Here is a 14201-nt window from a genome sequence, read left to right as displayed (position 1 = left end):
CGGGCAAACGGCTGTCATGTTCTTGCAAAAAGATGACGTACCCTTGCGGCGTGACCAGACGACTGACCGAGGTCGCGCGCAAGGCCGGCGTCAGCGAGGCGACCGTGAGCCGCGTGCTCAACGGCCGTGACGGCGTCTCCGAGTCCACGCGCACCGCGGTGCTGACCGCGCTCGACGTGCTCGGCTACGAACGCCCGACAAAGCTCCGCGGCGAGCGCGCCCGGCTCGTCGGCCTCGTGCTGCCCGAGCTGCAGAACCCGATCTTCCCCGCCCTCGCCGAGGTGGTGACCGGCTCCCTCGCCCAGCGCGGCCTCACCCCCGCCCTCTGCGCCCGCACCATCGGTGGCATCTCCGAGCCCGACTACGTCGACATGCTGCTCGACCACCAGGTCTCCGGCGTGATCTTCGCGGGCGGCTCCTACGCCCTGGCCGACGCCAAGCACGAGCACTACCGCCAGCTCACCGACCGTGGCCTGCCGGTCGTCCTGGTCAACGCCGGCGTCGACGAGCTGCCCTTCCCGCGCGTCTCCACCGACGACGCCGTCGCGGTCGAGCAGGCCTTCGGCCACCTGCGGTCGCTCGGCCACGAGAACATCGGGCTCGTGCTCGGCTCCGAGGACCACATGCCGTCCCGGCGCAAGCTGGCGGCGATGGCCGACGCGGCCGGCTGGAAGGACGACGACGTCGAGCGCTGGGTCGGCCGCACGAGCTTCTCGATGGAGAGCGCCCGGGTCGCCGCGACCAAGCTGATCGACAAGGGCGCCACCGGCCTCATCTGCGCCAGCGACGTGATCGCGCTCGGCACGATCCGCGCCGTCCGCCGGCTCGGCAAGCAGGTGCCCGACGACATCTCGGTCATCGGCTTCGACGACTCCGGCCTGATGACCTGCACCGACCCGCCGCTGACCACGATCCGCCAGCCGATCGAGATGATGGGCCAGGCGGCCGTCGACATCCTCGTCAACCAGATCGAGGGGGTCGGCGTCAACACCGACGAGCTGCTTTTCGAGCCGGAGTTGGTGGTGCGCGGGTCGACGGGCCCGGCCGGCTCACGCTGACCTGCGTCGATGGGGCGGACCGCACGGTCCGGCCCATTTTCGTGCTCGGATTGGGAGCGCTCCCAGAACAAGTCGTGTTTTTTCTGAGACCAGTCAGCTTCTTGCGAGAGCTAGTTCGGCTTTGTATCGTCATCGCCACGAAACATGCACGTGCGAGAGCCACATCACACCGAAGAATCCCCGCTCCACCCAGGAAGGGCGTTCACCTCATGAACAGATCCAGGCTGCGTAGCGCCGTCGGGCTGCTGCTGGTCGCCGGGGTCGCACTGTCGGCGGCCGCGTGCGGCTCGGACGACGGCGGCGAAGCGCCGGCTTCTGACCCCAATGCCAAGGTCACGCTCGTCATCAACGGCCTGCCGCCGGACACCGAGGCGGTCAACCGGAAGCACTTCCTCGACAACGTCGCCGAGTTCGAGAAGCTCAACCCGAACATCGACGTCGATGCCAAAGAAGGCAAGATGGACCCGCAGACCTTCCAGTCGAAGCTCGCGGGTGGCCAGCTCGAGGACGTCTTCTACGTCTACTTCACCGACCCGGCCAGCCTGATCGCGAAGCGCCAGGTCGCCGACATCAGCAAGTACCTCGACGAGTTCGCGCCGACCAAGGAACTCCGGCCGGACCTCATGAAGATCTTCTCGGACGACAGCGGCAAGGTGTACGGCCTGCCCGCCAAGAACTACTCCCTCGGCCTGCTCTACAACCGGGAGCTGTTCGAGAAGGCCAAGCTCGACCCGAACAACCCGCCGAAGACCTGGGAAGAGGTCCGCACCGCCGCCAAGGCGATCGCCGGCCTGGGCAAGGACTACGTCGGCTACGGCGACTACAGCAAGAACAACACCGGCGGCTGGCACTTCACCGCCGAGATGTACTCGCTCGGCGGCGACATCGCCGTCAACGAGGGCGGCACCTGGAAGGCCGCGTTCAACAACGACCAGGGCAAGCAGGTCCTGCAGCAGCTCAAGGACATGCGCTGGACCGACAACAGCATGGGCCAGCGCCAGCTTCTGGAGTGGGCCGACCTGCTGCAGATGATGGGCTCCGGCAAGCTCGGCATGTACGTCGCCGCACCGGACAACATCGAGACGATCGTCAACCAGTTCAAGGGCGACTTCAACAAGTACGGCCTGGGCCCGATCCCGAACGGCACCGCCACCCTGGCCGGTGGCGAGGGCTACATGTTCAACGCCAAGGCCACGCCCGAGAAGATCCGCGCCGGTCTCAAGTGGCTGACCTACTGGTGGAACAACCCGGACCGGATCGAGGCCGAGTACCAGTGGGCCGCCGAGCAGAAGACCCCGGTCGGCCTGCCCGAGCCCGCGCTGTGGACCGGTGAGGCCAAGAACAAGCAGCAGGCCGCGATCGACAAGCTCAAGAACCTGCCGGTCGAGAACTACAAGCCGTTCGCGGACGCGACCGCCAACATCCCGCTGAAGGTCGAGCCGCCGAACGCGCAGCAGATCTACGCGGTGCTCGACGTGCCGATGCAGAAGGTGCTGACGGACAAGAACGCCGACATCGCCAAGCTCCTGTCTGACGCCGAGACCCAGGTCAACAGCATCCTCGCCAGCGTCAAATAACCCGTAGCGGCCGCCGCCGGCGCACCACGCCGGCGGCGGCCCGCCCAGACCTGAAAGAGGACGCTGGAGATGGCGGTCGCCACCGCCGGCCGGCGGACTGCGTTCCGCAGCCGCCTGGGCCGGAAGATCCAGGACAACCTCATGGCGTACGCCTTCATGGCCGGAGGCATCGCCTGCTTCGCGCTCTTCTCGTGGTACCCGCTGGTGCGCGGCGTGATCCTGAGCTTCCAGCAGATCAACTTCGTGACGGACCCCTACTGGGTCGGCGCGGAGAACTTCACCGCCATCTTCGACGACCCGCTGTTCTTCACCGCGTGGAAGAACACCCTGGTCTTCACGGGGCTCGCGCTCATCTTCGGCTTCTTCGTACCCCTGGCGCTGTCGATCCTGATCAACGAGATGCGCCACCTCAAGGGCTTCTTCCGGGTCGCCGTCTATCTGCCCGTGATGCTCCCGCCGATCGTCGGCGTCCTGCTCTTCCGCTACTTCTACGACCCCGGCTTCGGCCTGTTCAACACGATCCTGCGCGGGGTCGGCCTGCCGGAGTCCCAGTGGACCCAGTCCTCGTCCACCGCGATGATCTCCCTGGTCCTGGTCTCCACCTGGGCCAACCTGGGCGGCGCCACGCTGATGTACCTCGCCGCGCTGCAGAGCATCCCCGGTGACCTCTACGAGGCGGCCGAGCTCGACGGCGCCAGTGCCTGGCGCCGGTTGCGGCACGTCACGTTGCCGCAACTCCGGTTCATCATGCTGGTCCTGCTGCTGCTGCAGATCATCGCGACCATGCAGGTCTTCATCGAGCCGTACCAGCTCACCGGCACCTCTAACCCCGACACGGTGACGGTGATGGTGCTGATCTACCGGTACGCGTTCACCGTCAACCAGGACTTCGGCATGGCCGCCGCGATGAGCGTGCTGCTGTTCGTGGTGCTGGCCATCTTCTCCGCGATCTACCTGCGGGTCACCCGGGACCGGGACTGAGGGGCACCACGATGACGATCACCGCGCCGATCCGGCCGTTGCCGGCCACCCCGCCGGCCGCCGCGCCGCCCCGCAAGCGCCGCGCGTCCAGCGGCGGGGTCACCCGTACCCTCTTCTCCGAAACGGAGATCAGCCGGGGCAAGGGCCGCGTCCTCTACTGGGTCGTCCTGACCCTGGTGTTCGTGCTCTTCCTGGCCGTGTTCATCTTCCCGCTCTACTGGATGTTCAGCAGCGCGGTGAAGACACCCGAGGAGTACGCCCAGCCGGACCCGACGCTGTTCCCGCACTCCTTCGAGCCGGAGACCTACCGGCTCGCCTGGGATCGCATGCGGATCGCCAAGTTCTTCGGCAACACCGCGCTGTACGCCTTCGGCGGCTGGCTGATCCAACTCGTCTTCCAGGTCGGCGTCGCGTACGCCCTGTCGAAGCTGCGCCCGATGTTCGGCAAGGTCGTCCTCGGCGGGATGCTGGCCAGCCTGATGCTGCCGGCCACCGCGCTGTTGATCCCGGCCTACCTGACCGTCACGGACGTGCCGATCTTCGGCTGGAACCTGCTCAACAGCCCCTGGGCGCTCTGGCTGCCGGCGGTCGCCAACGCGTTCAACATCTACGTGCTCAAGCGGTTCTTCGACCAGATACCCAACGACCTGCTCGACTCCGCGGCGCTCGACGGCGCCGGCCGCTTCCGGGTGCTCTGGAGCATCGTGCTCCCGCTGTCGCGACCCGTACTCGGCGTGGTGTCGATCTTCTCGATCGTGGCCATCTGGAAGGACTTCATCTGGCCGCTGCTGGTGCTCCAGGACCCGGAGACGCAGACTCTGAGCGTCGCGCTCAGCCGGCTCGCCTCCACCAGCCAGGTGCCGCCGACCCAGCTGATGGCGGGGCTGGCGATCGCGAGCGTCCCGATGATCGTGGTCTTCCTCATCTTCCAGCGGAGCATCATCGGCGGATTGGCGGCAGGCAGTATGAAGGGCTGACCAGCGGATCAGCGCCGGCGAGGATGCCGGACCGAGCGAAACGCACCCGAACCACCTGAAACAGAAAGCAGGTATCCAGTGTCCATCGCAGAGAGCCAGCCGTGGTGGCGCGGGGCGGTGATCTACCAGATCTATCCCCGCAGCTTCGCCGACGGCAGTGGCGACGGCATCGGCGACATCGCCGGCATCCGGGCACACCTCGACTACCTGTCCTCGCTCGGTGTCGACGCGGTCTGGTTGAGCCCCTGGTTTCCGTCGCCCATGGCGGACGCGGGCTACGACGTCTCCGACTTCCGGGACATCGACCCGCTCTTCGGCACCCTGGCGGAAGCCGAGGCGATGATCGCGGAGGCCCACGAGCGTGGCATCAAGGTGATCATCGACGTGGTGCCCAACCACTGCTCCGACCAGCACCCGTGGTTCCAGGCCGCGCTTGCTGGCGGGCCGGGCGCGCCCGAGCGGGAGCTGTTCTGGTTCCGGCCCGGTCGTGGGCGCAACGGCGACGAGATGCCCACCGACTGGCGTGGCGAGTTCAAGGGCACGACCTGGACCCGCACCACCAACCCGGACGGCACACCTGGCGACTGGTACCTGCACCTGTTCACCCCGGAGCAGCCGGACTTCAACTGGGACCACCCGAAGGTCCGGGCCGAGTTCGAGAGCATCCTGCGGTTCTGGCTCGACCGGGGCGTCGACGGCATCCGGATCGACTCCGCCGCCCTGCTGCTCAAGGACCCCGCGCTGCCCGAGGTCGAAGCGGCCGAACTGCACCCGTTCCACGACCTGGACGGGGTGCACGAGATCTACCGGAGCTGGCGGCGGATCGCCGACGAGTACCCGGGCGAGCGCGCGCTGATCGGCGAGGTCTGGCTGCCCGACGCGCACCGGTTCACCAATTACCTGCGCCCCGACGAGCTGCACGCCGCGTTCAACTTCGACTTCCTCGGCTGCGCCTGGGACCCGGAGCTGCTGCGCGCCTGCATCGACCGCACGATGGAGGCGCACGCGCTGGTCGGCGCGCCGGCCACCTGGGTGCTCTCCAACCACGACGTCACCCGGCCGGTGACCCGCTACGGCCGGGCCGACACGACGTTCAGCTTCGCCACCAAGCGCGAGGGGACGCCGACCGACCTGCAGCTCGGTTACCAGCGGGCCCGGGCGGCGGCGCTGCTCTGCCTGGCGCTGCCCGGCGGCGCCTACATCTACCAGGGCGAGGAGCTCGGGCTCTGGGAGGTCGAGGACATCCCGCCGGCGATGCGCACCGACCCGATGTACCCGAGGTCGGGCTTCGTCGACCCCGGTCGCGACGGCTGCCGGGTGCCGCTGCCGTGGTCCGGCGTCGAGTCGCCGTTCGGCTTCTCGGCCGCCGGCTCGGCCGCACCCTGGTTGCCGCAACCGGCCGACTGGAAGGACCGCACCGTCCAGGCGCAGACCGGCGACCCGCACTCGATGCTCGAGCTCTACCGCTGCGCGCTGCGGGTCCGGCGGGAGGCGGCGGCCCTCGGCGACGGCGCCATGACCTGGCTCCCGGCGCCCGCCGGGGTGCTCTCCTTCACCCGCGACCCGCGCTTCACCTGCGTCGCCAACCTCTCCGCGGCCAGCGTCGACCTCCCCGCACACGAGGAGATCTGGCTGGCCAGCGGCCCGCTCGACGGCGACCGGCTCCCGCCGGACACCACCGCCTGGCTCCGCACGGCCTAACAGACTGACGGCTCCACGGAAACAACTGAAGACCACGGGGGTACGCGCACCAAAGGGCACCACGCACGGGGGGATCGTCCCACCTCTCGGAAGGGAACCCATGCCCAACCACGACGCCGTCGCTGCGCCCACAGCCGGCACCGCATCGCGCACCGCCACCCGCCGCCGGGCGGGGCTCGCCATCCTGGCGAGTTCCGCCCTGCTCGCGACCGGCATCAGCGTGATCACCCTTTCCGCGACGCCCGCCGCCGCGGCCGGCCTGTCACCGTTCGACATCGCCGGCCGCGGCGCGACCGTCCCGTTCATCGAGCACGAGGCCGAAGAGGTCGCGCACACCGGCACGAAGATCGGCCCGACCCGGTTCTACGGCCAACTGCCGGCCGAGGCCTCCGGCCGGGAGGCGGTGACGCTGGACGCCGTCGGTGAGTACGTCGAGTTCACGCTGACCGCGCCGGCCAACGCCGTGACCTTCCGCTACAGCATCCCGGACGGGCCCTCCGGCCAGGGCCGGGACGCGACCATCGACCTGCGCGCCAACGGCACCCTGCTCAAGACCGTGCCGGTCACCTCGAAGTACGGCTGGTACTACGGCGGCTACCCGTTCAACAACAACCCGGGCGACACCAACCCGCACCACTTCTACGACGAGGCACGGGCGATGTTCGGCTCGACCCAGCCGATCGGCACCAAGATCCGGCTGCAGGTCAACTCCACCGCCGCGTCGCCGACCTTCACCATCGACCTGGCCGACTTCGAGAACGTGCCGGCGCCGATCGCCAAGCCCACCAACGCGATCGACGTGGTCGCGGACTACGGCGCGGACCCGACGGGCGCGACCGATTCGACGGCCAAGTTCCAGTCGGCGGTCAACGCCGGCCAGGCACAGGGGCGTCCGGTCTACGTGCCGCAGGGGAACTTCACGCTCTGGGACCACGTCGTGGTCGACGGCGTGACGCTGCGCGGCGCGGGCCCGTGGTACTCGGTGCTCGGCGGCCGGCACCCGACCGACCGCAAGCGCGCGGCCGGCATCTACGGCAAATACGTGCCCGGCGGCGGCTACACCGGTGAGATCCGCGCGCACGAGGCCAACGGGCCGAGCCGCAACGTGACCGTGCGCGACCTCGCGATCATCGGCGACATCCAGGAGCGGATCGACGACGACCAGGTCAACGCGTTCGGCGGCGCGATGACGGACTCGGTCATCGACAACGTCTGGATGCAGCACACCAAGGTCGGTGCCTGGATGGACGGCCCGATGAACAACTTCACGATCCGCAACAGCCGGATCCTCGACCAGACCGCCGACGGGGTCAACTTCCACACCGGCGTCACGAACTCGACGGTCACCAACACGTTCCTGCGCAACACCGGCGACGACGCGCTGGCGATGTGGGCGCAGAACGTGCCGAACGTCGGCAACTCGTTCACCCACAACACGATCGGCGTCACGCTGCTCGCCAACCACCTGGTCAGCTACGGCGGGCGGGACATCACCATCAGCGACAACGTCGTGGCCGACTCGCTGACCAACGGCGGCGGCATCCACGTCGCCAACCGGTATCCGGGCGTGCAGGGCGCGACCGCGGTGCACGGCACCTGGACGATCGCCCGCAACACCACGATCCGGGCCGGCAACTCCGACTACAACTGGAACTTCGGCGTCGGCGCGATCTGGTTCTCGGCGCTCAACGAGGCGTTCGCGAGCGACGCCACCATCAACATCACCGACACCGACATCCTCGACAGCTCGTACGCGGCGCTGCACTGGATCGAGGGTCAGACCCGCGGCATCAACTTCAACAACGTCCGCATCCAAGGTGCGGGCACCTACGCGCTCCAGGTGCAGGCGGCCAGCCAGGTCTCGTTCACCAACGTGGTGGCGACCGGGATCGCCCAGCCGGTGCCGATCCACAACTGCGTCGGCTCGGGCTTCCAGATCACCCAGGGCGCCGGCAACTCGGGCTGGTACACCGCGACACCGGCGTGCGGGCCCTGGCCGGCTCCACAGTGGAACAGTGGGCCGACCAACCCGCCGACGACGCCGCCCGGGTCCGGCCAGATCGTCGCCAGCCCGAGCAGCCTCACCTTCGGCACGCAGAACCTCAACACCACCAGCGCGCCGCAGACCGTGACGTTGCGCAACAACGGCACCGCGAACGCGCCGGTGTCGGGCATCTCGGTCAGCCCGGCCGACTTCAGCCAGACCAACAACTGCCCGGCGACCCTGGCACCCAACGCCACCTGCACGCTCACGGTGACGTTCCGGCCGACCGCCGCCGGCAACCGCGCCGGCATGGCGTTCGTGCAGACCACGCCGGGTGACCTGGTGATCGGGCTGTCGGGCGTCGGGTTCGACCCGGCCGGCAACCTGGCCGCGGGCCGGCCGGTCACGGCGACCACCAACAACGGCCCGTACGTCGCGACCAACGCCGTCGACGGCAACGTCGCCTCCTACTGGGAGGGCAGCAACGGGCAGTTCCCGCAGTCGTTGACCGTCGACCTGGGTGCCGCCCAGTCGGTCAACCGGCTGGTGCTCAAGCTGCCGACCAACTGGGAGACCCGCACGCAGAACATCACGGTGCTGGGCTCGACCGACGGCGGCTCGTACAGCCAGATCCTCGGCGGGGCCAACTACACGTTCAACCAGGGTTCGTCCGTCACCGTCAACCTGCCTGCAGGCACCCGGCGGTTCGTCCGGCTGACCTTCAACAGCAACAACGTCTGGCCGGCCGCGCAGCTATCCGAGTTCGAGGTCTACGGCGGCGGCGGGTCGACCGGCCCGGCCCTGTCGGTCACGCCGGGCGCGTTGACGTTCGCGAGCCGGCAGGTCAACACGACCAGCCCGGCGCAACAGGTGAGCGTCACCAACACCGGCAACGCCACCGCGTCGATCTCCGGCGTCTCCGTCACCGGCGACTACGCGCAGACCAACAACTGCGGGTCGGTGGCGGCCGGCGCCTCCTGCACGGTCAACGTCACCTTCACGCCGACCGGCACGGGCACCCGCACGGGCACGCTGTCGATCGCGTCCAACGCACCCGGCTCGCCGCACACCGTGAGCCTGTCCGGCGTGGGCACCAGCACCACCCCGCCCGTGACCAACCTGGCCCTCAACCGGCCGATCACCGAGACCAGTCACGCCGACGTCTACGGCGCCGGCAACGCGGTCGACGGCAACGCCAGCACCTACTGGGAGAGCGCCAACAACGCGTTCCCGCAGTCGGTGACCGTCGACCTGGGCAGCGCGCAGTCGATCTCCCGGCTGGTGCTCAAGCTGCCGCCGCCGGCCGCGTGGGCGACGCGCACCCAGACGATCGCGGTGTTGGGTTCCACCAACAACTCGTCGTTCACGACCCTGGCGGGCGCCGCCGGCCGCACGTTCAACCCGGCCAGCGGCAACACCGCCACCATCACGTTCCCGGCGACGTCGCAACGCTACGTCCGGCTGACGTTCACCGGTAACACGGGCTGGCCTGCCGGTCAGCTCTCCGAGTTCGAGGTCTACGCCTCCTGACCCATCCCTTCCGACTCCACGGAATCCCTCACGGAAGAGGTGCTACCCCCGCCATGTCCCTACCCCGGAAAAGACGTTCGCGGCTGATCGCCGCCGCGGTATCGACCCTGCTCGTCGGCTCCGTCCTGTCCGCCGTGTCCGGCTCGCCCGCCGCCGCGGCCGGCGGGCCCAACCTGGCCGCCGGCAAGCCCACCTCGGCCAGCAGCACCAACGCCGGCTTCGTCGCCAGCAACCTCACCGACGGCAACAAGGGCAGCTACTGGGAGAGCTCCGGCGCCTTCCCCCAGTGGGGCCAGGTCGACCTGGGCAGCACGATCAGCATCGACCAGGTGGTGCTCAAGCTCCCCGACGGCTGGGGGCAGCGCACCGAGACGCTGTCCATCCAGGGCAGCACCAACGGCACCAGCTTCTCGGCGATCACCTCGTCGGCGGGACAGACCTTCTCGCCCGGCAACAACAACACGGTGACCATCAACTTCGGCGCGACCAACGCCCGCTACGTGCGGGTCAACGTCACCGCCAACACCGGGTGGGGCGCCGCGCAGATCTCCGAGCTGGAGGTGTACGGCGCGACGACGTCGTCCAGCAACCTGGCGCTCGGCAAGGCGACCGCGGAGAGCGGGCACGCCGACGTCTACGGCTCCGGCAACGTCGTCGACGGCAACCAGGCGTCGTACTGGGAGAGCACGAACAACGCGTTCCCGCAGTGGGTGCAGGTCGACCTGGGTGCCGCGGTGGCGGTCAACCGGGTCGTGCTGAAGCTGCCCACCGGTTGGGGCAGCCGGACACAGACGCTGTCGGTGCAGGGCAGCACGAACGGCTCGTCGTTCACCGACCTGTCGCCGTCCGCGGGCCGCGCCTTCGACCCCGCCAGCGGCAACACCGTCTCGATCACCTTCAACCAGGCCACCACGCGGTACGTGCGGATCAACGTCACCGCGAACACCGGTTGGCCGGCCGGCCAGCTCTCCGAGGTCGAGGTCTACGGCCCGACGAGCGGTGACACCTCCGCGCCGACCGCCCCCACGAACCTCGGGTTCACCCAGCCCGCCTCCGGGCAGATCCGGCTGACCTGGACGGCCTCGACCGACAACGTCGGGGTGACCGGCTACGACATCTACGCCAACGGCCAGCTCCGCACCAGCGTCGGCAACGTGACCACGTACACCGACAGCCAGCCGGACAGCGCGACGGTGTCCTACTTCGTCCGTGCCAAGGACGCGGCGGGCAACCAGTCCGGCAACAGCAACACGGTGACCCGGCAGGGCACGTCGACCGACACGCAGGCACCGTCGGCGCCGTCCGGGCTCGCGTACACCGAGCCGGGCTCGAACCAGATCCGGCTCACCTGGACCGCGTCCACCGACAACGTCGGCGTGACCGGCTACGACGTCTACGCCAACGGCTCGGTCCGGGCCAGCGTGGCCGGCAACGTGCTGACCTACACCGACACGCAGCCGGCGACCGCGACGGTCTCCTACTACGTGCGGGCCAAGGACGCGGCCGGCAACGTCTCCGGCAACAGCAACACGGTCACCCGGGCCGGCAGCGGCGGGCCGGGCGGCACGAACCTGGCCGTCGGCAAGCCGATCACGGGCTCGTCGACCGTGCACACGTTCGTCGCCGCCAACGCCAACGACGACAACGCCGCCACCTACTGGGAGGGCGCGCCGGGTGCCTACCCGAGCACGCTGACCGTCTCCCTCGGTGCGAACGCCACGGTCAGCTCGGTCGTGGTCAAGCTGCCGCCGGACGCCGCCTGGGGTCCGCGTACCCAGACGTTCTCGATCTCCGGTCGGGAGCAGAGCTCGTCCACGTTCACCACCCTTGTGGGCTCCGCGACCTACAGCTTCAGCAACTCGGTCGCGAGCAACACGGTGACCATCCCGGTCAGCGGTTCCGTGGCGGACGTGCGGCTCACCTTCACCGCCAACAGCGGCTCGTCCAACGGCCAGGTCTCCGAGTTCCAGGTGATCGGCACCCCGGCACCGAACCCGGACCTGACCGTCACCGCGATGTCCGCGTCGCCGGCAAGCCCGATCGAGACCGACGCGATCACGCTGTCGGCCACGGTCAGCAACATCGGCAACGCGGGCTCGGGTGCCACGACGGTCGGCCTCTACCTGGGTACGACCAAGGTCGCCACGGCCAACGTCGGCGCGCTCGCCGCCGGCGGCCAGACCACCGTCACCTCGAACATCGGCCCGCGCGACGCCGGCACCTACCAGCTGGTCGCCAAGGTCGACGAGAACAACACGGTGATCGAGCAGAGCGACGCGAACAACACGTTCACCGGCGGCAACCTCGTCGTCGGCCAGGTGCAGAGCTCCGACCTGGTCGCCGGCTCGGTGAGCTGGTCGCCGAACAACCCGTCGGCCGGCCAGTCCGTCGCGTTCTCGGTGGCGATCCGCAACCAGGGCACGATCGCCTCGGCGAGTGGGGCGCACGGCATCACGCTGACGATCCTCAACGAGTCGGGCGGCACGGTGCAGACGCTCACCGGCTCCTTCAGCGGCACGATCGCCGCGGGCGCCACGGCGCCGGCGGTCAACCTCGGCTCATGGACGGCGGCCAACGGCCGCTACACGATCCGGGTCGTGCTTGCCGACGACGCCAACGAGCTGCCGGTCAAGCGCACCAACAACACCAGCGAGCGGCCGTTCTTCGCGGGCCGCGGCGCCAACATGCCCTACGACATGTACGAGGCCGAGGATGGCTCGATCGGTGGCGGCGCGCAGTCGCTGGCACCGAACCGGACCATCGGCGACCTCGCCGGCGAAGCGTCGGGCCGGCGCGCGGTGCGCCTGCCCACCAACGGCTCGTGGGTGCAGTGGACCACCCGCAACCCGACCAACACCCTCGTGGTCCGGTTCTCCATCCCGGACTCGGCGGGCGGCGGCGGGCAGACCTCGTCGCTGAACATCTACGTCAACGGTTCGCTGCACAAGGCGATCCCGCTGGACTCGAAGTACGCGTGGCTCTACGGCGCCGAGGCGAGCCCCAACAACTCGCCTGGTTCCGGCGGGCCGCGGCACATCTACGACGAGGCCAACATCATGCTGAACTCGTCGATCCCGGCCGGCGCCACGATCCGGCTGCAGAAGGACAGCGGCACCGAGGCAACGGTCGACTTCATCAACCTGGAGCAGGTCGCGCCGCGGGCCAACCCGGACCCGGCGCGCTACAAGGTGCCGGCCGGCACCAGCCAGCAGCAGGTCCAGGCGGCGTTCGACGCGGCCCGGCAGGACACCACCTCGCTCGGCGTCTACCTGCCGGCGGGCACCTACGAGACGGCGAACAAGTTCCAGATCTACCTGCGGCCGATCAAGGTCGTCGGTGCCGGCATCTGGTACACCCGGTTCCAGACGCCACAGACCCAGCAGGACACCAACGCCGGCTTCGACGTGCAGGCCTCGGCCAGCGGGTCGTCGTTCGAGCACCTGGCGTTCTTCGGCAACTACACGTCGCGCCAGGACGGGCCGGGCAAGGTCTGGGGTGAGCTGCAGAACGTCGACAACATGACGATCGACAACGTCTGGGTCGAGCACACGATCTGCGCGTACTGGGGCGTGAGCGTGAGCGGTCTGCGGATCACCAACAGCCGCTTCCGCAACACGTTCGCCGACGCGGTCAACATGACCAACGGCAGCACCGACAACCTGATCTCCAACAACGAGGGCCGGGGCAACGGCGACGACGCGTTCGCGCTGTTCTCCGCCACCGACGCGGGTGGCGGTGCGAACACCGGCAACACGTTCGAGAACCTGTCCGCGACGGTGACGTGGCGGGCGGCCGGTGTGGCGGTGTACGGCGGACAGAACAACACGTTCCGCAACCTCTACATCGCCGACCAGCTCACCTACTCCGGGTTGACGATCAGCTCGCTGGACTTCGGTTACCCGTTCGTCGGGTTCGGCCCGGGGCTCACGACGTTCGACAACATCTCGCTGATCAGGTCGGGCGGCCATTTCTGGGGCAACCAGACCTTCGGCGCGATATGGGCGTTCTCAGCGTCCAAGGAGTTCCGCGGGATCAGAGTGTCCAATGTCGACATCGTTGATCCGACGTACTCCGGAATCATGTTCCAGACGAAGTACAACGGAGCGGCGGAGTTCCCGGTGCAGGACACCATCTTCACGAACATCTCGATCTCGGGTGCGCAGAAGAGCGGTGACGCGTTCGACGCCAAGTCCGGCTTCGGCATCTGGGTCAACGAGTTGCCCGAACCCGGGCAGGGCCCGGCGGTCGGCTCGGCGACGTTCAACAACCTGCGGTTCAGCAACAACTTCCAGAACATCAAGAACACGACGACCACGTTCCAACTGATCATCAACTAGGTACGGACCGGGTGCCCCGGGGACAACGCCGAGTCCCCGGGGCACTCCCGATCTTC

7 protein-coding genes are annotated in these 14201 nt (G+C 68.7%); all 7 read left to right on the top strand.

Going from position 1 to position 14201, the window contains the following annotated elements; all coding sequences use genetic code 11:
• Positions 1–50 precede the first annotated feature (50 nt).
• The 7 genes from Air01nite_RS19030 (at position 51) to Air01nite_RS19000 (ending at position 14145) form a co-directional block, all read left to right on the top strand.
• Positions 51–1058, top strand: a complete 1008-nt coding sequence (locus Air01nite_RS19030; protein ID WP_203703981.1) for a LacI family DNA-binding transcriptional regulator — start codon at positions 51–53, stop codon at positions 1056–1058.
• 209 nt (positions 1059–1267) lie between these two features.
• Positions 1268–2635, top strand: coding sequence for an ABC transporter substrate-binding protein (locus tag Air01nite_RS19025; RefSeq protein ID WP_203703980.1), 1368 nt, complete (start codon positions 1268–1270; stop codon positions 2633–2635).
• Positions 2636–2704: 69 nt separating this feature from the next.
• Complete coding sequence (locus tag Air01nite_RS19020) at positions 2705–3616, top strand: carbohydrate ABC transporter permease (RefSeq protein ID WP_203703979.1); 912 nt, start codon at positions 2705–2707, stop codon at positions 3614–3616.
• An 11-nt stretch (positions 3617–3627) separates the two neighbouring features.
• The gene (locus Air01nite_RS19015; protein ID WP_203703978.1) at positions 3628–4593 is read left to right on the top strand and encodes a carbohydrate ABC transporter permease; all 966 of its coding nucleotides are present in this window, start codon (positions 3628–3630) and stop codon (positions 4591–4593) included.
• Between the two features lie 84 nt (positions 4594–4677).
• On the top strand, positions 4678–6294 hold the full coding sequence (locus Air01nite_RS19010; RefSeq protein WP_203704013.1) for a glycoside hydrolase family 13 protein: 1617 nt from the start codon (positions 4678–4680) through the stop codon (positions 6292–6294).
• A gap of 100 nt (positions 6295–6394) precedes the next feature.
• Positions 6395–9808: a galactose-binding domain-containing protein gene (locus Air01nite_RS19005; protein ID WP_203703976.1), complete on the top strand. Its 3414-nt coding sequence runs from the start codon at positions 6395–6397 to the stop codon at positions 9806–9808.
• Positions 9809–9861: 53 nt separating this feature from the next.
• Entirely contained in the window at positions 9862–14145 is a 4284-nt protein-coding gene (locus tag Air01nite_RS19000) for a discoidin domain-containing protein (RefSeq protein WP_203703975.1), read from the top strand.
• Positions 14146–14201 lie beyond the last annotated feature (56 nt).

It is taken from the genome of Asanoa iriomotensis, from assembly GCF_016862515.1.
Taxonomy (GTDB): Bacteria; Actinomycetota; Actinomycetes; order Mycobacteriales; family Micromonosporaceae; genus Asanoa; species Asanoa iriomotensis.
The sequence above is the reverse complement of the archived record's forward strand: the minus strand, read 5'-3'. Positions and strand labels throughout refer to the sequence as shown.

Coding starts and splice junctions, on each gene's coding strand:
- Air01nite_RS19000 (WP_203703975.1), top strand. CDS start 9,862: ATGTCCCTACCCCGGAAAAGACGTTCGCGGCTGATCGCCGCCGCGGTA.
- Air01nite_RS19005 (WP_203703976.1), top strand. CDS start 6,395: ATGCCCAACCACGACGCCGTCGCTGCGCCCACAGCCGGCACCGCATCG.
- Air01nite_RS19015 (WP_203703978.1), top strand. CDS start 3,628: ATGACGATCACCGCGCCGATCCGGCCGTTGCCGGCCACCCCGCCGGCC.
- Air01nite_RS19025 (WP_203703980.1), top strand. CDS start 1,268: ATGAACAGATCCAGGCTGCGTAGCGCCGTCGGGCTGCTGCTGGTCGCC.
- Air01nite_RS19020 (WP_203703979.1), top strand. CDS start 2,705: ATGGCGGTCGCCACCGCCGGCCGGCGGACTGCGTTCCGCAGCCGCCTG.